Source organism: Streptococcus oralis, from assembly GCF_021497885.1.
GTDB lineage: Bacteria > Bacillota > Bacilli > Lactobacillales > Streptococcaceae > Streptococcus > Streptococcus oralis_BQ.
This window is the reverse complement of sequence record NZ_CP046523.1, coordinates 605,083-625,725: the sequence shown is the minus strand read 5'-3', so window position 1 is coordinate 625,725 and position 20,643 is coordinate 605,083. Positions and strand designations below refer to the sequence as shown.

Below are 20,643 nucleotides of genomic sequence, written 5' to 3'. Positions count from 1 at the left end.
ATTTATTATTGTTTAGACGAATCTGATTTCGTTTCTGAACTCGTTGAAGACGAACTGCCCTCTGAGGAACTTGTTGACGAGTTACTCGAACTAGACGCTGCTGTTTTTGTTGTAATTTTCATAGTCGTATCAAATGGCATAATGACACTTGGCAAAACATTTCCATTTTTATCAACTGCTTGTAGAGGAACAGAAGCCGAGTAGTTACCTGTTATCCGTTCACTCGTCGGTAATATGGCAATGACACGATCTACTTTGGAGAGGGTTTCCTCATCACTAATAACCGTTACTTTTTCATCTGACACAGTAACTGTATCGATTTTCACACGAGAATCAATCTGGCTAGGATCAATCTCTGGCACAACGATTACATTGCCTCGTTTTGCTTTTTTACCGACCTTCACTGTTATCTTTTGCGGTGTTGCAACAGCGGTCAAACCACTTGGTAGATTTTCTATGTTTAGAGGAACTTCGATGGTCCCTACACTGGCATTGGTTAAGTCAGCTGTCACCTTGAATTTACGCGTACTTTCCTGCATTTCGCTTGCCAAAGCAACTCGATTGGAACCTGTCAAGAAAACCGTTACTTCTGACGTAAAGCCACTAATAAAGTACTGATCACTATCATAGTGGATATCAATTGGTACATTGAGCACCGTATTGGTATAGGTTTCTGTCCGCACCTGTCTGGCACTATTGCTATTCTGATAGTTTGTTGAAGTCGCATAGATAAAGAGAATGCAGGCGAAAAAGAAGGAAGAAATAATATAAAGACTATTTTTTCTCATGTTTCAATCCTCCTAGCAAGCGCTCTTTCAGACCATGTTTTTCCTCTGATGTTGGAAGCAGGATTCTTCTCAACTCAGATTCAAACTCTTCCAAGGTCAAATCGTGCTTAAAGACTCCATTATAGGTGATTGAGATGCCACCCGTTTCTTCCGAAACCACAAAGGTAAGAGCATCTGATACTTCCGACAAACCAATCGCCGCCCTGTGGCGTGTTCCAAACTCTTTGGAAATCTCTGTATTTTCAGTTAGTGGCAAGTAAGCTGAAGTAACAGCAATCCGATCTTCTCGGATAATGACCGCTCCATCGTGCAAGGGAGTGTTAGGAATAAAAATGTTGATGAGCAATTCAGCTGAAATCTTGGCATCTAGGGGAATCCCCGTCGAGATGTATTCCTGCAAGGTTCTCACTCGCTGAACTGCTACCAGCGCACCAATCTTACGCGGGCTCATGTATTCGACTGATTTCACAAAGGCACGAATCATCTGCTCTTCTGCGCTAATCGGAGCATTGGAAAAGAAATCCGTTGCCCGGCCCAACCGCTCTAGACCCGTCCGAATCTCTGGTGAAAAAATGACTACTGCTGCAATGACCCCGTAGGTGATGATCTGATTAATCAACCAGGAAATGGTCGTCAAACCAATCATATTGGACAGAATCTGACCTAAAATAAAGACCAAGACTCCCCGCACCAAAATCATGATTTTGGTCCCTGCAATCGCTTTGGTAAAATGATATAAAATATAAGTCACAATGAGAATATCTATCAGATTGATGACTATCGTCCAAGGACTTGAAAACAAACTCGTCCAGTATTGTAAATTGGATAATTGTTGAAAATTCATCCCTGGCCTCCTCCCTGTCGAAACACTTTCTGTACCATTATACCATTTTTTGCCCATTTTTTCCCTATCCTACCTCATTTTAAATTAAGCAAAAATATGATAAAATAAACTGATTAGAAAAAACGAAGGAGAAATCATGTCTCAACTCTATGATATTACCATTGTCGGTGGCGGTCCTGTCGGGCTCTTTGCTGCCTTTTACGCCCACCTACGCCAAGCCAAAGTCCAAATCATTGACTCCCTTCCCCAGCTCGGTGGTCAACCTGCCATCCTCTACCCTGAAAAGCAAATCCTTGATGTGCCAGGTTTTTCAAACCTAACTGGGGAAGAACTGACCAATCGCTTGATTGAACAGCTAAACGGCTTTGAAACACCTGTTCACCTCAACGAAACCGTTCTTGAAATTGAGAAGCAAGATCAAGGATTCACCATCACAACCAACAAGGGAAGCCATCTGACCAAAACAGTCATCATTGCTATGGGTGGAGGTGCCTTTAAACCACGTCCGCTCGAATTGGAGAACGTTGAGGACTATGAAAATATCCACCACCACGTTTCCAACATCCAACAATACGCTGGTAAGAAAGTGACCATCCTTGGTGGTGGGGACTCAGCAGTGGACTGGGCTCTGGCTTTTGAAAAGATTGCCCCAACCACTCTCGTTCACCGCAGAGATAATTTCCGCGCCTTGGAACATAGTGTGCAAGCCTTGCAAGAATCATCTGTGACCATCAAGACACCGTTCGTTCCTAGCCAACTTATCGGAGATGGAAAAACACTCGATAAACTAGAAATCACCAAAGTCAAATCAGATGAAACCGAAACTATCGAAGTAGACCACCTCTTTGTCAACTATGGTTTCAAATCATCTGTTGGCAATCTTAAAAATTGGGGTCTGGATCTCAACCGTCACAAGATTATCGTCAATAGCAAACAAGAATCCAGCCAAGCAGGTATCTATGCTATCGGCGACTGCTGCTACTATGAAGGTAAGATTGATTTGATTGCGACAGGACTGGGTGAAGCTCCAACAGCTGTTAACAATGCCATTAACTACATTGACCCTGACCAAAAAGTACAACCCAAACACTCGACCAGTTTATAATAAAAGAACCACGGATCAACGATTCGTGGTTTTATAGTTCATCTGCAATCTTGTTTATTTTTCTGAGTCTGTGGTTGACACCACTTTTGGTCAGGGGATTGCTCAGGCTATCCGCCAACTGCTGGATAGAGTAGTCTGGGTGCTGGATCCGTAAGCGAGCCACCTCCTGCAAATCCACTGGTAAATTTTCCAAACCCATTCTATCTTTGATTTTACTGATATTGTTGATAGTCTTCATACTAGCAGAAACCGTTCGAGCGATATTGGCTGTTTCAGCGTTATTGGCTCGATTGAGATCATTACGGGTTTCACGCAAAATCTTGACGCGCTCAAAATTATCACGCGCCAGCATGGCCCCAATCACGATCAAAAAATCCATGATGTCTTCTGCACGTTGGAGATAGGTAACTGCACCTTTCTTGCGCTCAATAACCTTGGCGTCCAGCAAAAACTGCTGAAGGAGAGAGGCCAGTCCTTGGGCATGGTCCAGATAAACGGAACTAATCTCCAACTGGTACTTACCAGACTCAGGATCTCGGATGCTACCATTTGCCAGAAAGGCCCCACATAAGTAAGCACGACCGGCTTCTTCATCTGCTAAAATATCGGGATCAATACCCGTCTCCAAACCAAAGAAGGAATCCGCAAGCCGCAAATCAGCTAAAAGCTCCTGCACCCTCTCATCGGTATAGACCGTGTAGACACGATTCTTGCGAAGATTGCTTCTCTGATGGTGACGAATCTCTGACTTGATTTCATAAAAATGGAGAAAGGACTCATAAAGGTGCCGAGCTAACTTAGCATTTTCAGTTACAACTGACAAGGTCAAGCCCGAACTAGATAGACCGATACTGCCAGACATCTTGATAATGGCCGATAGTTCATAACGACTGAGATGGTGTTGACCAAGAATTTCCTCTTTTACTGCGACTGTAAAACTCATTTTCTCACCTGTATAATGCGCATCAATTCGTCTACAATCAAATCGCCATCATGGAAGGCTCCTCCATTTTCCAAACGAAGGAAGTTGGATGAAATCACACGAGGAACCTGCTTGCAAAGACCAGCAAAGTCATGCTCTACCTGTACCAAATATTCATCGAAACGGTTGGTATCCATGTATTCTCTAGGAACCTTTTCAATATTGACTAAGACTGTATCAATAAAAGGCCGACCTAGATGGCGATGGAGGACTTCCACGTGGTCACTGTCTGAAAAGTGCTCTGTTTCCCCACGCTGGGTCATGATATTGCAGACATAGGCGATCTCTGCCTTAGTCTCCAAGAGAGCCTGCCCAATCTCCTCAATGACAATATTGGGCAAAATCGATGTAAAGAGGGAACCAGGCCCCAAGACAATCATGTCACTCTCGAGAATGGTATTGACTACTCGACGGCTGGCTTGGGGTGTTTCATCATCCAAGGTATTGGTCACATAGACATGGTCAATCATGCCTGGGTGATCTGCAATGTGGCTCTCACCTGCCACCTCAGAACCGTCTTTAAAGACTGCATGCAGTGTCAAAGGCTGATCGCTTGATGGGTAGATTTTTCCTGTTGTGTGAAAGAACTTACTAAGTAGTTGCATAGCATTGTAGGTAGATCCTTGCATTTCAGAGAGCCCTGCTATGATGATATTCCCCAGTGGATGACCCGCAAAAGCTCCAGCCTCTTCTGAGAAACGGTACTGAAAAACCTTCTCATAAAATTTAGGCATATCCGACATGGCTACCAGAACATTGCGAAGATCACCTGGTGGTGTCAGCTGTTGAATATTCTTTCTTAGTTCACCAGAAGATCCGCCATCATCGGCAACTGTTACGATGGCTGCGATATCAACATCCTTTTCTCGCAAGCTTTTCAAAATGACGGGGATACCAGTTCCTCCACCAATTACCGTTATCTTTGGTTTTCTCATGAACGGTTTACCGTTTCCTTTCTTCTGTCTTTGTCACGATGGCTTTCATTGACAGGCCAGTTTTTAGCAAGGTCCTCAGCGATTCGTTTTGCAAAGGCCACACTACGGTGCTGTCCACCTGTACATCCTACTGCGATAGTTAAAACAGACTTGCCTTCTTTCTTGTAACTTGGCAAAATGGGCTCAATCAAGGCGAGTAGGTGCTGATAAAAACTTTCAGACTCTTCATGATGCATCACATAGTCATAAACTGCTTGATCCTCACCTGTCTGATTACGGAGTTCCGGAAGGTAGTATGGGTTTGGCAAGAAACGGACATCAAATACCAAGTCCGCATCGATCGGGATCCCATACTTGAATCCAAAAGACATGACCTCGATACGGAAAGACTGGGCTTGTTCTTGGTCTGAAAATTGCTCAGCAATGGTTTTACGAAGTTCACGCGGGGTGAGTTCTGTCGTATCCACCACATTTTGGCTCATGTTTTTCAAAGGTGCCAAAAGTTCACGTTCCAGCTTAATGCCATCTAAAATCCGACCATCCGCTGCTAGAGGGTGACTCCGTCTGGTTTCCTTGTAACGGGCCACCAATTCCTTATCTTTTGCATCCAAAAAGAGAATTTTGAAATCCAATTCATCCTGGTTTTCCAATTCATCCAAAACAGCTTGAATCTCAGAAAAGAAGGAACGACTACGCATATCCACTACCAAGGCCAGTTTGTGGTCATCATCTTTGGTTTCGACCAACTGTAAAAACTTTGGCAAGAGGGCTGGTGGCATGTTGTCAATCGTGAAATATCCTAAATCCTCGAAGGACTGAATGGCTACGGTTTTTCCTGCACCACTCATCCCTGTCACAATTACCAGGTGAAGTTGTTTCTTTGTCATCTATCTCTCCTTATATCAAAAAAAGTTTGGCAGAGCCAAACTTCAACTAGCTTATCCAATCTCTGCGATCACTTCAATTTCGACTTTTACATCACGAGGAAGACGTGCAACCTCTACAGCTGAACGAGCTGGAAACTCCTCTTTAAAGGCAGTCTGGTAAACCTCGTTAAAAGGAACAAAGTCATTCATATCACTCAAGAAGCAAGTTGTTTTGACAACATGGTCAAAGTCTGTTCCTGCTTCTGCCAAAATAGCACCGATATTTTTCAAAACTTGTTTTGTCTGTTCTTGGATCGTTTCTCCTACAATTTCTCCAGTTTCAGGAGATAGGGGAACTTGACCGCTAGCAAACAAAAGATTGCCAACGATTTTTCCTTGAACATAAGGTCCGATTGCTTTTGGAGCTTTGTCTGTATGAATTGTTTTTGCCATTTCTTTCCCTCACAATTTTTCTAATATTGCGTCCCAAGCCTGATCCATCCCTGCCTTGCTGACAGATGAAAAGAGAATGAAGTCGTCACTTGGGTCAAAGTTTAATTTCTTTTTGATTGCTGATTCATGCTTGTTCCACTTACCACGGGGAATCTTATCTGCCTTAGTCGCAACGATGATAACCGGAATCTCATAATACTTGAGAAATTCGTACATCTGCACATCATCTGCTGACGGGTCGTGGCGGAGATCCACCAAACTGACAACCGCACGGAGATTTTCCCGAGTCGTTAGGTACTCCTCAATCATGCGCCCCCATTTTTCACGTTCCTTTTTAGAAACGCGGGCATAGCCATAACCTGGTACATCCACAAAACGCATCTTGTCATCAATGTTGAAGAAGTTGAGTAACTGGGTCTTCCCAGGTTTTCCTGATGTACGAGCAAGATTTTTGCGGTTCAACATGGTGTTGATAAAGCTAGACTTGCCGACATTTGAACGCCCTGCAAGGGCAATCTCTGGCAGTTCATCCTGCGGATAGTGGGACTTGTTTGCCGCACTGAGCAGGATTTCAGCATTGTGTGTATTGATTTCCATAGTCACCTCTAGGCTGTTTCTAGAATGGGTTTTTCCGTTCCATCAACAGCTTCTTTTGTGATGCGGACCAATTTCACATTTTCCTGACTCGGTACTTCAAACATAACATCTAGCATGGTTTCTTCGATAATAGACCGAAGACCACGCGCACCAGTTTTGCGTTCGATAGCCTTATTGGCGATTTCTTGAAGGGCTTCATCTTCAAATTCCAACTCAACATCATCATAAGAAAGTAAGGTCTGATATTGTTTAACCAAGGCATTTCTTGGTTCCTTCAAGATGCGAACCAAATCATCTACAGTCAACTGCTCCAAGGCTGCAAAGACAGGCAAGCGTCCAATTAATTCAGGAATAATACCGAATTTTTGAATGTCTTCTGCGATGATCTCTTGCATGTAAGAACTGTTTTCGTCAATAGCCTTGTTATTTTGTCCAAAACCAATGACTTTTTCTCCCAAACGCTGTTTGACAATTTCTTCAATGCCATCGAAGGCACCACCCACGATGAAGAGGATATTCTTGGTATCCACTTGAATCATTTCTTGTTGTGGATGTTTACGTCCGCCTTGAGGAGGGACGCTAGCTACAGTTCCTTCGATAATCTTGAGGAGGGCTTGTTGCACCCCTTCACCAGAAACATCACGTGTGATAGAAACATTTTCGCTCTTCTTAGCAATCTTGTCAATCTCATCCACATAGATAATTCCACGTTCTGCACGTTCGATGTTAAAGTCAGCTGCCTGCAAGAGTTTGAGGAGGATATTTTCCACGTCCTCACCTACATAACCCGCCTCAGTAAGAGCCGTTGCATCAGCAATAGCAAATGGTACATTCAAACTTCTAGCAAGGGTTTGAGCAAGGAAAGTCTTCCCTGAACCAGTTGGACCAATCATCAAAATGTTTGATTTTTGCAAATCCACATCTTCTGACTCTTCACGAGTGTCATGGAAATTGATGCGTTTGTAGTGATTATATACAGCTACTGCCAAGGCACGTTTAGCACGATCTTGACCAATCACATAGTGGTTCAAGATGTTTAAGAGTTCGATTGGTTTTGGCACCTCAGACAAGTCTGCCAAGACTTCCTCAGCTAACTCTTCACGAATGATTTCCTGGGCTAACTCCACACACTCATTACAGATAAAGGCGTTGTTTCCAGCGATTATTTTTTTAACTTCTTCTTGGCTTTTGCCACAAAATGAGCAATAAACCATCATATCATTTTTCCTATTTGTAGGCATGATTCCCTTCCGTTCTAACTATTCATTCTATCTAAAATAAGGTCATATAAAAAGCATGAATGCTATTCACCAAGTTTGTAAAGGCATTAAGCCAGAGTAGAGTAGCAAGTCCAAAGCGCTTTTTACGAAAAGCGTGTGTTCCAGCTACAAGACAGACAGCACACAAAAGAGCTGTAAAAAATCCAAAAATACTACGCTCCATTAGACTTCCTTTCTCTTTCTATATTCGATGGTAAAATCAAATGCATTTTTCTCATCTTTGCTATAAGATTTGCTTGCAAGAGTCTCAAAAACAGTCAAGTCAAAATCTTCTGGGAAATAGGTATCCCCTTCAACTTGAGCATGAATTTGTGTCACAATAATCTCATCTAAGTAAGGTTCAAAAAGCTGAAAAATCTGCTTGCCACCAAGGATATAAAGATTTTTATCCTGGTTCTGATACCAGTCTAAAACGTCCTCAACATTTTGGAAAACCAGAACACCCTCAATTGACTCTTCAGGGTTGCGCGTCAAAATCAGGGTCTCACGTCCTGGAAGCAAACGTCGTCCCATTCCATCAAAGGTTACACGCCCCATCAAGATGGCATGATTCAAGGTTGTTTCTTTAAAATGTTTTAACTCTGCTGGCAAATGCCAAGGAAGACGGTCTTCTTTACCAATCACACCTTTTTCATCTTGAGCCCAAATGGCTACGATTTTCTTTGTCATGCTTCCGTCCTTTTTATTGATACTACTATTTTATCAAAATTCTCCCAAAAAGGCTGTTTTGAAACGCGCGCAAAAGAGAGAAAAGGAGCAGGCTTCATTTAGCCTGCTCCTCTTGTCCCTAGGACATATATTTTTTTGCTTCTGATTCGATTTTTTCGACCACTTCCTGGATACTTAGTCCAGTTGTGTCAAGGTAAACTGCGTCCTCAGCCTGTTTGAGAGGCGAGGTCTCACGATGACTATCCTTGTAGTCACGCGCCGCAATCTCTTCTTTCAGAGTTTCCAGATCTGTCTCAATACCTTTAGCAATATTTTCCTTGTAACGACGCTCTGCTCTTTCTTCAACAGATGCTACTAGGAAAATCTTGAGTTCAGCTTGTGGTAAAACAACTGTCCCGATATCACGTCCATCCATGACAATGCCACCTTGCTGGGCAATCTTCTGTTGGAGAGAGACCAGTTTCTCACGCACTTCTGGAATAGCCGCAATACTTGAAACCTTGTTGGTCACTTCATTTTCACGGATAGGATGAGTAATATCTACATCACCAACAAAGACAAGTTGTTCACCTGCCTCTGAACGCCCAAAACTAATGGGGTGTTGGTCTAGGAGATGAAGAAGTTGGTCTACAGTTTCAGCATCTACTTGGTGTTTGATGGCCATATAGGTAGCCGCACGGTACATAGCTCCCGTGTCGAGATAAGTGTAGCCAAAATCTTTTGCGACGATCTTTGCGACCGTACTCTTACCACTGGAAGCAGGACCATCAATAGCAATTTGAATTGTCTTCATTTCCGACTCCTATCTTGTCTTGATGACATCACCTGGGTTAGCAAACCAAGAGCCCGATGACATATGAGAAGGATTCAAAGCTTCCAACTGGGCAATGGAAATCCCTGCACGTTGTGCAAGAGCTGCTTCACCCTCTCCTGGCTGAACAGTAATTGTTCCTTCACCGTCGGTGTGCTCTTCAGAGCTACTTTCTGACGGAGTTGTTTCAGAAGAAGCTGTTTCCTCTACCTTGCTACTTGAAGATGATGATTCTTCCACTTTAGAACTTGCACTTGTAGAAGGAGACGATGCATCATAGAAATCCTTCAAAGATGAAGTACGATTGCTTCCACCGGTTGATAGGTAAATCAATACAACTACCATCGCTACAACGATTACAAAGAAGAGGCTAGCTAGAACCGTCAAGACACGATTCGCAACAACGCCTTTCCCTTTTTGTTTCCGGTGTCGACGCTCTGATCTTGTTTCTTCCTCATTGTTTTCGTAGATATCTTCTTGCCACGGTTCTTTTTCCATACCTTACTCCTTGTTTTTTTTACATTTTCTTATTACAATATAAATATGAAAGTCACACTTATACCCGAACGGTGCATCGCCTGCGGGCTTTGCCAAACCTATTCTGAACTCTTTGATTACCATGATAATGGAATTGTTCGATTTTACGATGATCCAGTCGAATTGCAAAGAGAAATCGCTGAGACCAGCGATGTTCTGGAGGCCATCAAAAATTGTCCTACACGTGCACTCCTAAAAGATCCATCGTAGGAAGCAGGGAATAAATATAATTGATTTTTTCTCATTTTTCCCACACTTATTAGTTTAGCATATTTCTAGGTAAAATTATAGTCTTTTTTGGTTATTTTTTCCTTCAATAATAGAAAGGTCACTTTTTTCTTTGACGAGATAGAGTGGTCTTTTTTTGGTCTCTAGATAAATCTTACTGATATACTTGCCGAGAATCCCAATCGTCAGGAGTTGAATGCCTCCAAGAAAGAGAATGACAGCCATCAAAGACGTCCAACCAGATGTCGGATTTCCCAAGATAAGAGTCCGAAACACTACAAAAAATGTCATCACAAAAGAAAGAAAACAAGATAGGAGTCCCGCTACAAAGGCTATACTCAAGGGGAAATCTGAAAAGTTAAGAATCCCTTCAATCGAGTAGAAAAAGAGTTGTCTAAAACTCCAACTGGTCTTGCCAGCCTGTCGTTCAACGTTTGGATAGTCCAGATAGTGCGTTTTAAAACCCACCCAGGCAAAGAGTCCTTTAGAAAAACGATTGGACTCGGTCAGGGTCAAAATAGCATCTACCACAGACCTTCTCATCATGCGAAAATCACGGACACCTGAGGGTAGAGCCACTGGGCTAATTTTTTTCATGAGGCGGTAAAAGAGGTCCGCACAGAAACTACGGAAAAAGGGTTCTCCCTCCCGACTAGTTCTCCGTGTCCCAACACAGTCTATATCTGCATTTTGGTCTAGTAAGGCTTTCATCTCAAGTAGCATACTTGGAGGATCCTGAAGGTCTGCATCCATCACGACCACCAGGTCTCCAGTTGCATGCTGCAAGCCTGCATACAGAGCTGCTTCTTTCCCAAAATTTCGCGAGAAAGAAATGTAATGTACCGCAGGATTTTGCATCCGATAGGCCTTTAGCAAGTCTAAGGTCCCGTCGCTAGACCCGTCATCCACAAAGACATACTCGATCTCTGCTCCCAATTCTGGAAGCAGTGCTTCAACAGACTGATAAAAAAGAGGAAGTACTTCCTCTTCGTTTAAACATGGGACAATGATTGAAATCATGATCTTAGTCTTCAAATCCATTTGGATGCTTGCTTTGCCAACGCCATGCGTCTTCACACATTTGGGTGATGTCGAGTTCTGCTTCCCAACCCAGTTCTGCTTTAGCTTTTGCAGGGTCTGAGTAGCAGGCAGCAATATCACCTGGGCGGCGTTCTACGATGCGGTATGGAATAGGACGTCCCACCGCTTTTTCCATGTTTTGGATAATTTCAAGAACTGAATAGCCTTTACCTGTTCCAAGGTTGTAAATATTAAGGCCTGAACCTTTTTGGATCTTTTGTAGAGCTGCAACGTGACCTTTGGCTAGGTCCACAACGTGGATATAGTCACGAACACCAGTTCCGTCCTCAGTTTCATAGTCATCACCGAAAACTTGTACTTGTTCTAGTTTGCCCACTGCTACTTGTGAAACATAAGGCAAGAGATTGTTTGGAATTCCGTTAGGATTTTCTCCCAAGTCACCGCTCTCATGTGCTCCGATTGGGTTGAAGTAACGCAGCAAGACCACATTCCATTCTGAGTCTGCCTTGTAGATATCCGTCAAAATTTCCTCTAACATGAGCTTGGTACGACCGTATGGATTGGTCACTGAAAGTGGGAAATCTTCTAGGATTGGCACTGTATGAGGATCACCGTAAACAGTCGCAGAAGAACTGAAGATGATGTTCTTACAGTTGTTCTCTTCCATGGCTTTCAAAAGGCTGACAGTTCCAGCGATATTGTTGTCATAGTAGGTTAGAGGGATACGTGTTGATTCGCCAACAGCCTTCAAACCAGCAAAGTGAATGACACCAGTCGGCTCTTCCTGCTTGAAAATATCTCTGAGAGTATCTGTGTCACGGATATCTGCCTCATAGAAAGGGATCTCAACTCCTGTAATTTTTTCAACAACTTCTAAACTCTTACGATTGCTGTTGACAAGATTATCCACCACAACGACTTGATGACCTGCTTGGATCAATTCAATAACAGTGTGGGTTCCGATAAATCCGGCACCGCCAGTTACCAAAATCTTTTCTTGCATCTTTTTTCCTCGATTCTCGGATTATTTTTTCTTATTTTATCATTTTTGATAGGGAATGTCATTTGCCATCCTAGAGGGTAGGCTAAAATTTCAGTAAAATTCTATTCTCTTTTTACTCGTTTGACATAGTTTGCGATTGGATAATTTACTGGGTCCAAGGTCAACTCCTTGTCTTGGATCAGTTGAGCTAAGTGGTAACCAATGATAGGCCCAGTTGTGAGACCTGATGAACCTAGTCCACTAGCCGCATAGACACCTGCTAAACCTGGCACCTGTCCAAAGAAAGGGGAGAAATCACTGGTATAGGCTCGGATTCCTACTCGCTCACCTCTTATAGTAGCTTCAGCCAAGGCTGGGTAGTATGGCAAGGCTGCTTCCTCCATTTGTTGAAGCAAGGGTTCATCCACCGTCAAGTCAAATCCCATATCATTTTCATGGGTAGCACCTAGGGACAATTTCTCATCTGCAAAAGGAATCAAATCCCACTCCCTTTCTGGCATGACAACAGGGTAAGATGCTAGGTCTTTGGAGAGCTGATAATCTCGGAGTTGTCCTTTTTGGGGACGAACATCTACCTCATATCCTAAAGGTTCTAAAATATCCCCCAACCAAGCTCCTGTCGCCAAAATAACCTGATCAAACATCTCTTCACCAATCTGGTAACCGGATGCTAAAGGTGTCAGACTCACTTTTTCTTTGACCAGCTTGACCTGACTGGCTTCTAGCAAACGAGTCACTAAGAGCTGGCCATCCACCCGTGCCCCACCAGAAGCGTAGATCAGGCGGTCGAATCCCTGCAAGCCAGGAAATAATTCATTTGCAGACGCTTGATCCAGAATAGCTAACTGGCCTATCAAGGGAGATTCTTCCCTACGCTGAAGAGCTAGTTCATAGAGTTCTTCCAACTTGGATTCGTCCTTTTTCAAGAGAAAAACTCCTGAGCGTTGATAAAAGTCGATTTCCTGACCAGACTTTTCTAAATCAGCCAACAAACCCACATAAAAGTCAGCTCCCAAGCGCGCCATCTTGTACCAAGCTTTATTACGGCGTTTGGAAAACCAAGGACTGATAATTCCCGCTGCTGCCTTGGTAGCCTGACCCTGTCCATGATCAAAAACGGTTATCTCTAAGTCAGCTTCTCTAGAGAGGTAGTAGGCAGCAGTTGCCCCTACAATCCCTGCTCCAATAATGGCAACTTTTTTCATTGTCTTCACTTCCTAACTAGATATGGTGGAAAGGATTGGTCGATGCTTGACTAGGCAAAATATCAATGCCCCAGCCCTTCTCTGCCTTCCATTGAGTAAGGAGTGCAGCGGTTTTTTCCACAAAAAGCACTTCGATATAATGTCCTGGATCCAATGCCAGTAGGCCATCAGAAAGCATATCCTGAGCTGTATGATAGTAGATATCCCCAGTGATGTAGACATCTGCTCCCTTAGCTAAAGCATCCTTATAGAAAGACTGCCCGCTACCACCACAGATGGCTACTCTTGAAATAGGCTTCTGCAAATCACTCTCTTGATAATGGACCATGCGAAGGCTATCTAGACCAAAGACTTGCTTGACATGCTGGGCCAATTCCCCAAAGGTCTGAGGCTGAATATTCCCAATCCGTCCAATTCCACGTTCAGGACCTGTCTCCTGAAGATAAGTGGTCTCCTCGATTCCTAGCATCTGGCAGAACCAGTCATTGAGACCATTCTCAACGATGTCAATATTGGTGTGACTGACATAAACGGCAATGTCATGCTTAATCAAATCAATGTAAATCTGATTTTGTGGACGGCTGGCTACCAAATCCTTAATCGGACGGAAAATTGGCGCGTGCTTAACGATAATCAAATCCACACCCTTTTCAATAGCCTCTGCCACCGTCTCTTCTCGAATGTCGAGGGCAACCATAACCCTTTGAATATCCTTGTCCAAAGTACCGATTTGCAGGCCACGACTGTCACCCTCCATGGAAAATTCCTGAGGGCAAAAGGCTTCATAAGCTTGTATCACTTCACTTGCTAGCATGGAGTACCTCCTTGATGGCTTGAATTTTATCTACTAGAACTTGACGTTCTTCTCGATTTTTCTCTGGGATTTGTCCGAGGGCAAATTCTAGCTTAGTAGATTCTTTTTGCCATTTTTTGATAAAGACTGGGCTGACTTCTTTGGACAAGAAGGGTCCAAAGCGAACATCACTAGCTGATAGATTCATTTGTCCAGCTTCCACCACTAGAATTTCATAAAACTTGCCAGCCTCTTCTAGGATGCTTTCTGCTACAATCTGAAATCCGTACTCTTGTAACCAAATGCGCAAGTCGTCTTCACGATTATTGGGCTGGAGGATCAAACGTTCTACATTAGCTAGCTTTTCCAAACCTTCTTCCAATATGGTAGCAATCAAACGGCCTCCCATACCAGCAATGGTGATAACCGAGACTTGGTCTACCTCCTCAAATGCTGCCAAGCCATTGGCTAAACGAACCTGAATTTTCTCCTTTAGACCGTGAGTCTCAACATTTTTCACCGCTGACTGGTAGGGGCCTTCCACCACCTCACCTGCAATGGCGCTTTTGATTTGGCCTCTCTCGACTAACTCGATCGGCAGATAAGCATGGTCACTCCCCACATCTAGTAAAATGGCACCTTGTGGCACAAAGGACGCCACCAATTCTAATCTCTTTGAAATCATCTTCTCTCGCTTTCCAAAACTCTATTACCTCTTATTATACCACATTTCAGCTAGCAATCTTGCACCTAAAAAGACCGCAATCCACAGATTGCAGTCTTTCTTTATTTTTTAACTTGGTAGCGACTGGTTAGAATGAAAATCACAGTAAATACCAACATCATAACCCCATAGACAGGCAACGTTTGTTCAGTTAAGGTCGAAATTTCAAGTAGCTTTTGAATCATTGGGAAAAGAGCTGTGGCTAGGAAACCACCTACTGACCAGACAACCAAGAGGACACGCCAGAGGGTAAATGGCATGCAAGCTCTAAATACGGATAAGAAACCGATAGACCCAAGGAGATAATAGAGTAGGGTTGAGATTTCTATCTCAGACCAACCTTGACTACTTCCAAATAGTTTCACAAAAAGAACGCTGAACACAACCATCAGTGCGCTTGGTAGGGCACGAAGCATGGATTTTCTGAGGAAGTTTGGTTCAACAGGTTTGATATTTCGCTCAAAAGTCAGAACGAATGGTGGGAACCCTTCCACAAACTGGTCGATCATGGTAATCTGAATCGGAATGAAAGGGAAAATCAAGATCCACTCAGACCGCCCTAGTAAAACACTAGCAATACAAATCACCGCAAGCAAAAAGGAATAAATGGTCTTAATCAAGAAAATCGGTGCGATATGGGCGATGTTATTGACTACGCGACGGCCTTCAAAGAGAATCTCAGGAACATCATTAAAGTCTGAGTTCAAAAGAACCAGATTGGCAATCTGACGAGTCGCAGGATCCCCCTCAGCCATCACGATAGAACAATCCGCCTCACGAAGAGCCAGGATATCATTGACCCCGTCCCCTGTCATAGCCGTTGTATGACCCGCTTTTTTCAGCGTTTGGATGATGAGTTTCTTTTGATGAGGGGAAACACGCCCGAAAATAGCTGTTCCCTCAGCCATAGCAATCAATTCCTCATCCGTAATTTTTGAGCAATCTACATAGCTGTGATAGTCGGCAAAACCAGCTTTCTGGGCAATACTGGACACTGTAACGGGATTGTCACCAGAGATAATCTTGAGTCCCACTTCCTGAGAACGGAGATAGTCTAGCGTCTCAGCTGCTCCTTCTCGAATGGGGTCCAAAATCTCCAGCAAGGCCAGAGCCTGAATATCAGATGGTTTCTGTGGTTTGTGATGGTCTAGTTTTTCCTGACTGAGGGCTAAGACCAAGACTCGTGACCCTCTCTCCAAGGCCTCTCTGGCTTCAGGGACTTCAGAGTCAAGCAACATCTCAGGTGCCCCTAGGAAAACCGTTCCCAGACCTTCCAATTCCATTGCACCCCACTTGCGGTCGCTAGAGAAGGGAAGATTCGAGAGCATAGGATAGGCAACCTGTCTTTGAAAACGCTGGCGAATGGCTTGGGCTGTTGGATTTTTATCCTCACTATGAGCTATATAGCTGGTCAAAATGCTGGCAATAGCCTCGTCATCATACGTTTCCGTCAGAGGAAGAACCGCCTCCACCTGCATCTTTCCTTGGGTGATGGTGCCTGTCTTGTCCAGACAGAGCATATCCACGCGCGCCAAGGTCTCAACAGAGTACATCTCCTGCACCAAGACCTTTTTCAAACCCAGTTTGATCACAGCTGTTAAGAGCGAAGTGATGGTTAAAAGGGCAATTCCCTTGGGCAACATACCCAAAAGGGCTGTTGACGAATTTACTACGGATGACTTGAGGGGTAAGCCTTTTAAAATAAAGGCTTCTAGCAAGAGAGCAAGACCAAAGGGAATGATAATCTTCCCAGTAAAACCAGCTAGCTTGTCCAGCGATTTCATGATACGGGAGTTGATTGGTTTCACTGTCTTAGCTTCCAACATGAGTTTGGCAGCATAGTTGTCTGCCCCGACATGGTGGACTTGAGCCAAAACTGCGCCACTGGCTAGGAAACTCCCTGATAAAAGCAAGGCATCCACTTCCTTTTGCACCAAATCACTCTCCCCCGTCAACATGGCTTCATTGACTTCTGCAAATCCTTCTAAAACCCGCGCATCACTAGGAATCTGCTCTCCCGCAGACAAACGAATAACATCTCCTAGAACCAACTCTTCTGGATTGAGAGCAACTTCTTGACCATCACGAATGGTTTTGACCTTTTCCTTGGTCATGAGATTGAGCTTGTCCACCATGTGTTTGGCTCGCAGCTCAGTCACAATCCCAGAAAAAGCGTTAAAGCAAATAACGGCAAAGAAAACCAAATTGCTCCAAGCCTGTACAAAGGCAAGCGCTAGGGCAATAACAAAGTTTAATGCGTTAAAAAGTGTAAAAACATTTCGTTTGATGATTTGCCAAGTACTGGTACTGGCCGAAGCGGTAAAGTCATTGACCAAACCTTGAGCCTGTCTTTCCTTGACTTCTCTTTGGGTTAATCCCATTATCTTATTTTTATCCATAAACTCTATCATATCATTTTTTTTAAAAGAATTCTAATCCCATCTAAAACTGTGGGCTGATAACTGAAAAAGTTTGCCAGTAGTCTTTTGATAATGTATAATAATAAAAGCAATACAATCGAAGGAGATCTCATGTTTTATACTTATTTGCGTGGACTAGTCATGCTGATCTTGTGGTCCATCAATGGCAATGCCCACTATCACAATACTGATAAAATCCCTAGCCGAGACGAAAACTATATCCTCGTCGCACCTCACCGTACCTGGTGGGATCCTGTTTACATGGCCTTTGCGACCAAGCCAAAACAGTTCATCTTTATGGCCAAAAAAGAGCTGTTTAACAACCGTATCTTTGGCTGGTGGATCCGTATGTGTGGCGCCTTTCCTATCGACCGGGAAAAACCTAACGCCTCTGCCATCAAGTACCCTATCAACGTCCTCAAAAAAAGCGACCGCTCTCTCATCATGTTTCCAAGTGGGAGCCGTCACTCAAACGATGTCAAGGGTGGAGTTGCCTTGATTGCCAAAATGGCCAAGGTTCGTATCATGCCTGTTACCTACACCGGTCCCATGAACTTGAAAGGCTTGATTAGCCGTGAACGTGTCGATATGAACTTTGGAAATCCTATCGATATCTCGGACATCAAGAAAATGAATGATGAAGGAATCGAAATGGTTGCAGATCGTATCCAAGCAGAATTCCAACGTTTGGACGAAGAAACCAAGCAATGGCACAATGATAAAAAACCAAATCCACTCTGGTGGTTTATCCGCATCCCTGCCCTTATCCTTGCAGTGTTTGTTGGTATCCTAACGATTATCTTTAGCTTTATCGCAAGCTTTATCTGGAATCCAGATAAGAAGAGAGAGGCTCTTGGTTAAAAAATACAATTATCCCTTGGCTTTTGCCAAGGGATAATTCTTTTATTTGATTTTCCATTTTTGGACCAACCAACTGGAAAAGGCTAGAAATCGCTCAGCCACTTGCTCATGATGCCCATAGGGATCAAAGACAAACCGACCAGTCGGATAGCATTGCTGAAGACTAGTATGGATTTCCTCAGCATAAACTGGCGCTTGAGCCAGACGATTACTATGATGGGCTCCTTCTGTTTGTCCATTCTGTAAATACAGTAAACAGTCCAAATTTTTCACCTTTTCTTCCTTACAATAAGTCACAAAATCAGGATACCAAAAGGAACCACAGATAGAGAAGACACAGGAGACCTTGTCAAAGCTGAAAAGACTGTATACTGCCACCAAACCACCTAGTGAGTATCCTCCATAAGCAAGGCGATTTTTGTCCAGACGATAAAGTGACTGCAACTTATCTAAAAGACCTCCAAATAAATGACCATGATAGGCATTTGCCTGACCGCCAAAATCTGGAGCCCCATCTCTCAGAGCAGATGCCTTCCATGGAGTGTAGTCATCTAGGCGATGTTTAGAGGTCAAACCAACTAAAATCACAGATTCTGAAAGTGAAGATAGGAAATCCAAGTTTCCATCATTCAAGAGGATAGCTGGATAGGTTTGATTGGGGTCATAGGTCGAAGGAAGGCTGACCTTGACTTGGATCCCTTCCCAATCAAACTCATTATTTATTGACAAAGTCATTGATTTTCTCAAGGGAATCAATCACTGCTGGACCATAATCCATCAACTCATCGTAAGAAATGGTCATGATTTTTTGATTCTTAATTGCAGGAACATTTTCCAAAACAGCATTTTTCTTCATCAACTCTACTGCGTTGGCATCCAATTTTTTATTGCGGTCGCTAGTCACATAAATAATCAACTCAGGATCCATTGACACGAGATTTTCCAAGGTCAAGCCTGATGTTCCCGTTGCAACGTTGGTATAACCAAGTTGATTCAACAAGCTTTCTTGCAAAGCAGACTTGTAAGCACCAAAGGTTTCGTCATTATAAGCAACCATAATCAAAGCCTTTTTCTTTTCACCTTGGCTTGCTGGGTTTGCTTTCTTAACAGCGTCAATTTTAGCTTGTAATTGGGCTGCGTATTCATTGGCCTTGTCCTGCACATTAAAAATCATTCCAAAATTTTTAACGTCTTCTACGATATTTCCCAAATCTTGCTGAATCGTTGAGAGAGAAGCTTTTTGCGTATAGACTGGGATTTTGTTTTCATTCCAAGTGCTAACTGTTCCCAAGGATTTTTCAGAAAACATCATGTTTCGACCCATCACAGCATCTGGCTCATAAGAAAGGACTGTCTCTTGAGAGACTGTTTTTTTATCCCCAATTTGAGGAATCGTCGCAATCGCGTCCTTGTATTTGTCCGTCACAGCATTGTCAGGGTTGAGCATGCCAGCAATTTTATCCTTCAAGCCTAACTCCAACAAAATTTCAGTGGTTGAAAGATTGTTGGTGATAACTTTTTCAGGTGCCTTGTCAAAGACTTGTTCGACTTCATTTCCCTTAGCGTCATAGGTCTTGACCGTTAACGGATAAGTCGTCTCTGTGCTGGCCTTCTGACTTGTTTCTGTGCTAGACTGTGTGGTAGCTTTTTCTGTAGTAGTATTACCACAAGCTGCCATGGTTAGGGTAGCTACTGTTACCAGTAAAATGCTTAGTGTTTTTTTCATCTTGTTTTCCTTTTCATTCTTATAAATAGTGAATCATGGCTTGCTGATCCTCTGTCCAAGTAACCTGACTTTGAACTCCGTATACAGTTTTCAATGACTCAGGGGTGATGGTCTCCTTTGGAGTCCCTTGGTAAAGGATTTCTCCCTCTTTCATCAGATAGAGATAATCCGAATAGCGACAAGCAAGTTGAATATCATGTAGGACAGCTAGAACATTGACCTTGAGATTTTTCACAATGGCCAACAAGTCTAGCTGATACTTGATATCCAGGTGATTGGTTGGTTCATCCAGGAGCAAGAGAGTTGGTTCTTGCGCCAAGGCGCGGGCTAATAAGACTCGTTGTTTCTCTCCCCCTGAAAGAGACGAATAGAGACGAGTTTTCTTCTCAAGCATATCCACCTTGACGAGAGCATCTTGAACGAGGGCATAATCCCTTTCCCTTTCCTTCTGTAGAAAAGAGAGGTGGGGCGTTCTTCCCAGCAAGACGATTTCCTCAACTGTACAATCAAACTGCAATTGATTAAACTGGGTGACAACTGCCATTTGCTTGGCTGTTTCTTTGAGTGACCAATGCTCCAGTGGCTTTCCATCTAAACTTATCAAGCCTTTGTCCGCCTTTTCCTGACGATAGAGGAGTTTAAGCAGGCTGGTTTTTCCACTTCCATTTGGCCCAAGTATCGTATGAAATTGATGCCCCTCAACCTTAAGAGAAACTCCTTTGAGGATTTTTTTCTCTCCTAGTCCAAAGTGGATATCCTGACAAATCAAGTCCAT

The 20,643-nt window shown here is 43.4% G+C and carries 24 protein-coding genes; 3 read left to right on the top strand and 21 right to left on the bottom strand.

Translation table 11 applies throughout. The features are described 5' to 3' along the window. Positions 1-5: 5 nt before the first annotated feature. Together GOM48_RS03110 and cdaA are read right to left on the bottom strand one after the other, a co-directional pair. A complete protein-coding gene (locus tag GOM48_RS03110) occupies positions 6-788 on the bottom strand; it encodes a YbbR-like domain-containing protein (RefSeq protein ID WP_235098312.1) in 783 nt (260 codons plus the stop codon). Next, positions 775-1,632: a diadenylate cyclase CdaA gene (gene cdaA, locus GOM48_RS03105; protein ID WP_235098310.1), complete on the bottom strand. Its 858-nt coding sequence runs from the start codon at positions 1,630-1,632 to the stop codon at positions 775-777. The genes GOM48_RS03110 and cdaA overlap by 14 nt, the downstream gene beginning before the upstream one ends. A 136-nt stretch (positions 1,633-1,768) precedes the next feature. Between cdaA and GOM48_RS03100 the strand changes: the two genes are divergently transcribed. Further along, on the top strand, positions 1,769-2,737 hold the full coding sequence (locus GOM48_RS03100; protein ID WP_000081039.1) for an NAD(P)/FAD-dependent oxidoreductase: 969 nt from the start codon (positions 1,769-1,771) through the stop codon (positions 2,735-2,737). 31 nt (positions 2,738-2,768) lie between these two features. Here GOM48_RS03100 and whiA read toward each other — a convergent pair whose 3' ends face one another. From whiA to GOM48_RS03050, 10 genes are all read right to left on the bottom strand, one after another. Continuing rightward, positions 2,769-3,680, bottom strand: coding sequence for a DNA-binding protein WhiA (gene whiA, locus GOM48_RS03095; RefSeq protein ID WP_235098308.1), 912 nt, complete (start codon positions 3,678-3,680; stop codon positions 2,769-2,771). Beyond that, on the bottom strand, positions 3,677-4,654 hold the full coding sequence (locus GOM48_RS03090; RefSeq protein ID WP_001231058.1) for a YvcK family protein: 978 nt from the start codon (positions 4,652-4,654) through the stop codon (positions 3,677-3,679). The genes whiA and GOM48_RS03090 overlap by 4 nt, the downstream gene beginning before the upstream one ends. Then, a complete protein-coding gene (gene rapZ, locus GOM48_RS03085; RefSeq protein ID WP_235098306.1) occupies positions 4,651-5,541 on the bottom strand; it encodes an RNase adapter RapZ in 891 nt (296 codons plus the stop codon). The genes GOM48_RS03090 and rapZ overlap by 4 nt, the downstream gene beginning before the upstream one ends. A 51-nt stretch (positions 5,542-5,592) precedes the next feature. Continuing rightward, positions 5,593-5,973, bottom strand: coding sequence for a RidA family protein (locus tag GOM48_RS03080; protein ID WP_235098303.1), 381 nt, complete (start codon positions 5,971-5,973; stop codon positions 5,593-5,595). A 9-nt stretch (positions 5,974-5,982) separates the two neighbouring features. Continuing rightward, complete coding sequence (gene yihA / locus GOM48_RS03075) at positions 5,983-6,570, bottom strand: ribosome biogenesis GTP-binding protein YihA/YsxC (RefSeq protein WP_000405203.1); 588 nt, start codon at positions 6,568-6,570, stop codon at positions 5,983-5,985. A gap of 8 nt (positions 6,571-6,578) precedes the next feature. Beyond that, a complete protein-coding gene (clpX, locus tag GOM48_RS03070; RefSeq protein WP_235098301.1) occupies positions 6,579-7,811 on the bottom strand; it encodes an ATP-dependent Clp protease ATP-binding subunit ClpX in 1,233 nt (410 codons plus the stop codon). A 31-nt stretch (positions 7,812-7,842) separates the two neighbouring features. Then, complete coding sequence (locus tag GOM48_RS03065; protein ID WP_000442255.1) at positions 7,843-8,013, bottom strand: hypothetical protein; 171 nt, start codon at positions 8,011-8,013, stop codon at positions 7,843-7,845. Beyond that, positions 8,013-8,519, bottom strand: a complete 507-nt coding sequence (locus tag GOM48_RS03060) for a dihydrofolate reductase (RefSeq protein ID WP_235098298.1) — start codon at positions 8,517-8,519, stop codon at positions 8,013-8,015. The genes GOM48_RS03065 and GOM48_RS03060 overlap by 1 nt, the downstream gene beginning before the upstream one ends. 118 nt (positions 8,520-8,637) lie before the next feature. After that, entirely contained in the window at positions 8,638-9,312 is a 675-nt protein-coding gene (gene cmk / locus GOM48_RS03055; protein WP_235098296.1) for a (d)CMP kinase, read from the bottom strand. A gap of 9 nt (positions 9,313-9,321) precedes the next feature. Further along, on the bottom strand, positions 9,322-9,828 hold the full coding sequence (locus tag GOM48_RS03050; RefSeq protein WP_235098294.1) for an SAG1386/EF1546 family surface-associated protein: 507 nt from the start codon (positions 9,826-9,828) through the stop codon (positions 9,322-9,324). A 45-nt stretch (positions 9,829-9,873) separates the two neighbouring features. Between GOM48_RS03050 and GOM48_RS03045 the strand changes: the two genes are divergently transcribed. Then, entirely contained in the window at positions 9,874-10,077 is a 204-nt protein-coding gene (locus tag GOM48_RS03045; RefSeq protein WP_002874767.1) for a ferredoxin, read from the top strand. A 75-nt stretch (positions 10,078-10,152) separates the two neighbouring features. On the opposite strand, the gene GOM48_RS03040 is transcribed toward GOM48_RS03045, so the two are convergent. From GOM48_RS03040 to GOM48_RS03015, 6 genes are all read right to left on the bottom strand, one after another. After that, on the bottom strand, positions 10,153-11,136 hold the full coding sequence (locus GOM48_RS03040; RefSeq protein WP_235098292.1) for a glycosyltransferase family 2 protein: 984 nt from the start codon (positions 11,134-11,136) through the stop codon (positions 10,153-10,155). After that, a complete protein-coding gene (gene galE, locus GOM48_RS03035) occupies positions 11,120-12,139 on the bottom strand; it encodes a UDP-glucose 4-epimerase GalE (RefSeq protein ID WP_235098291.1) in 1,020 nt (339 codons plus the stop codon). The genes GOM48_RS03040 and galE overlap by 17 nt, the downstream gene beginning before the upstream one ends. Positions 12,140-12,240: 101 nt before the next feature. Further along, positions 12,241-13,344: an NAD(P)/FAD-dependent oxidoreductase gene (locus tag GOM48_RS03030; protein WP_235098289.1), complete on the bottom strand. Its 1,104-nt coding sequence runs from the start codon at positions 13,342-13,344 to the stop codon at positions 12,241-12,243. A 16-nt stretch (positions 13,345-13,360) separates the two neighbouring features. Beyond that, positions 13,361-14,158, bottom strand: a complete 798-nt coding sequence (locus GOM48_RS03025; RefSeq protein ID WP_235098287.1) for a Nif3-like dinuclear metal center hexameric protein — start codon at positions 14,156-14,158, stop codon at positions 13,361-13,363. Next, positions 14,145-14,822 (bottom strand): tRNA (adenine(22)-N(1))-methyltransferase, encoded by a 678-nt coding sequence (locus GOM48_RS03020; protein ID WP_235098284.1) that lies wholly within the window; start codon positions 14,820-14,822, stop codon positions 14,145-14,147. The genes GOM48_RS03025 and GOM48_RS03020 overlap by 14 nt, the downstream gene beginning before the upstream one ends. A 101-nt stretch (positions 14,823-14,923) precedes the next feature. Then, complete coding sequence (locus GOM48_RS03015; RefSeq protein ID WP_235098282.1) at positions 14,924-17,260, bottom strand: cation-translocating P-type ATPase; 2,337 nt, start codon at positions 17,258-17,260, stop codon at positions 14,924-14,926. Between the two features lie 132 nt (positions 17,261-17,392). Here GOM48_RS03015 and GOM48_RS03010 point away from each other — a divergent pair, with 132 nt between their 5' ends. Then, on the top strand, positions 17,393-18,142 hold the full coding sequence (locus GOM48_RS03010) for a lysophospholipid acyltransferase family protein (RefSeq protein ID WP_132973819.1): 750 nt from the start codon (positions 17,393-17,395) through the stop codon (positions 18,140-18,142). Between the two features lie 42 nt (positions 18,143-18,184). On the opposite strand, the gene GOM48_RS03005 is transcribed toward GOM48_RS03010, so the two are convergent. The 3 genes from GOM48_RS03005 to GOM48_RS02995 are packed head-to-tail and all read right to left on the bottom strand — an operon-like array spanning position 18,185 to position 20,643. Further along, a complete protein-coding gene (locus GOM48_RS03005) occupies positions 18,185-18,877 on the bottom strand; it encodes an alpha/beta hydrolase-fold protein (RefSeq protein WP_235098280.1) in 693 nt (230 codons plus the stop codon). After that, positions 18,858-19,868 (bottom strand): ABC transporter substrate-binding protein, encoded by a 1,011-nt coding sequence (locus tag GOM48_RS03000; RefSeq protein WP_235098278.1) that lies wholly within the window; start codon positions 19,866-19,868, stop codon positions 18,858-18,860. The genes GOM48_RS03005 and GOM48_RS03000 overlap by 20 nt, the downstream gene beginning before the upstream one ends. A 19-nt stretch (positions 19,869-19,887) precedes the next feature. Continuing rightward, positions 19,888-20,643, bottom strand: coding sequence for an ABC transporter ATP-binding protein (locus GOM48_RS02995; protein WP_084948941.1), 756 nt, complete (start codon positions 20,641-20,643; stop codon positions 19,888-19,890).

Excerpts from the sequence above, each read along its gene's own strand:
- rapZ (WP_235098306.1), bottom strand. The coding sequence starts at position 5,541 with ATGACAAAGAAACAACTTCACCTGGTAATTGTGACAGGGATGAGTGGT.
- cmk (WP_235098296.1), bottom strand. The coding sequence starts at position 9,312 with ATGAAGACAATTCAAATTGCTATTGATGGTCCTGCTTCCAGTGGTAAG.
- GOM48_RS03015 (WP_235098282.1), bottom strand. The coding sequence starts at position 17,260 with ATGGATAAAAATAAGATAATGGGATTAACCCAAAGAGAAGTCAAGGAA.
- whiA (WP_235098308.1), bottom strand. The coding sequence starts at position 3,680 with ATGAGTTTTACAGTCGCAGTAAAAGAGGAAATTCTTGGTCAACACCAT.
- GOM48_RS03000 (WP_235098278.1), bottom strand. The coding sequence starts at position 19,868 with ATGAAAAAAACACTAAGCATTTTACTGGTAACAGTAGCTACCCTAACC.
- GOM48_RS03060 (WP_235098298.1), bottom strand. The coding sequence starts at position 8,519 with ATGACAAAGAAAATCGTAGCCATTTGGGCTCAAGATGAAAAAGGTGTG.
- cdaA (WP_235098310.1), bottom strand. The coding sequence starts at position 1,632 with ATGAATTTTCAACAATTATCCAATTTACAATACTGGACGAGTTTGTTT.
- GOM48_RS03040 (WP_235098292.1), bottom strand. The coding sequence starts at position 11,136 with ATGGATTTGAAGACTAAGATCATGATTTCAATCATTGTCCCATGTTTA.
- clpX (WP_235098301.1), bottom strand. The coding sequence starts at position 7,811 with ATGCCTACAAATAGGAAAAATGATATGATGGTTTATTGCTCATTTTGT.
- GOM48_RS03045 (WP_002874767.1), top strand. The coding sequence starts at position 9,874 with ATGAAAGTCACACTTATACCCGAACGGTGCATCGCCTGCGGGCTTTGC.
- GOM48_RS03100 (WP_000081039.1), top strand. The coding sequence starts at position 1,769 with ATGTCTCAACTCTATGATATTACCATTGTCGGTGGCGGTCCTGTCGGG.
- GOM48_RS03090 (WP_001231058.1), bottom strand. The coding sequence starts at position 4,654 with ATGAGAAAACCAAAGATAACGGTAATTGGTGGAGGAACTGGTATCCCC.
- galE (WP_235098291.1), bottom strand. The coding sequence starts at position 12,139 with ATGCAAGAAAAGATTTTGGTAACTGGCGGTGCCGGATTTATCGGAACC.
- yihA (WP_000405203.1), bottom strand. The coding sequence starts at position 6,570 with ATGGAAATCAATACACACAATGCTGAAATCCTGCTCAGTGCGGCAAAC.
- GOM48_RS03010 (WP_132973819.1), top strand. The coding sequence starts at position 17,393 with ATGTTTTATACTTATTTGCGTGGACTAGTCATGCTGATCTTGTGGTCC.
- GOM48_RS03020 (WP_235098284.1), bottom strand. The coding sequence starts at position 14,822 with ATGATTTCAAAGAGATTAGAATTGGTGGCGTCCTTTGTGCCACAAGGT.
- GOM48_RS02995 (WP_084948941.1), bottom strand. The coding sequence starts at position 20,643 with ATGGACTTGATTTGTCAGGATATCCACTTTGGACTAGGAGAGAAAAAA.
- GOM48_RS03025 (WP_235098287.1), bottom strand. The coding sequence starts at position 14,158 with ATGCTAGCAAGTGAAGTGATACAAGCTTATGAAGCCTTTTGCCCTCAG.
- GOM48_RS03065 (WP_000442255.1), bottom strand. The coding sequence starts at position 8,013 with ATGGAGCGTAGTATTTTTGGATTTTTTACAGCTCTTTTGTGTGCTGTC.
- GOM48_RS03050 (WP_235098294.1), bottom strand. The coding sequence starts at position 9,828 with ATGGAAAAAGAACCGTGGCAAGAAGATATCTACGAAAACAATGAGGAA.
- GOM48_RS03080 (WP_235098303.1), bottom strand. The coding sequence starts at position 5,973 with ATGGCAAAAACAATTCATACAGACAAAGCTCCAAAAGCAATCGGACCT.
- GOM48_RS03110 (WP_235098312.1), bottom strand. The coding sequence starts at position 788 with ATGAGAAAAAATAGTCTTTATATTATTTCTTCCTTCTTTTTCGCCTGC.
- GOM48_RS03030 (WP_235098289.1), bottom strand. The coding sequence starts at position 13,344 with ATGAAAAAAGTTGCCATTATTGGAGCAGGGATTGTAGGGGCAACTGCT.
- GOM48_RS03005 (WP_235098280.1), bottom strand. The coding sequence starts at position 18,877 with ATGACTTTGTCAATAAATAATGAGTTTGATTGGGAAGGGATCCAAGTC.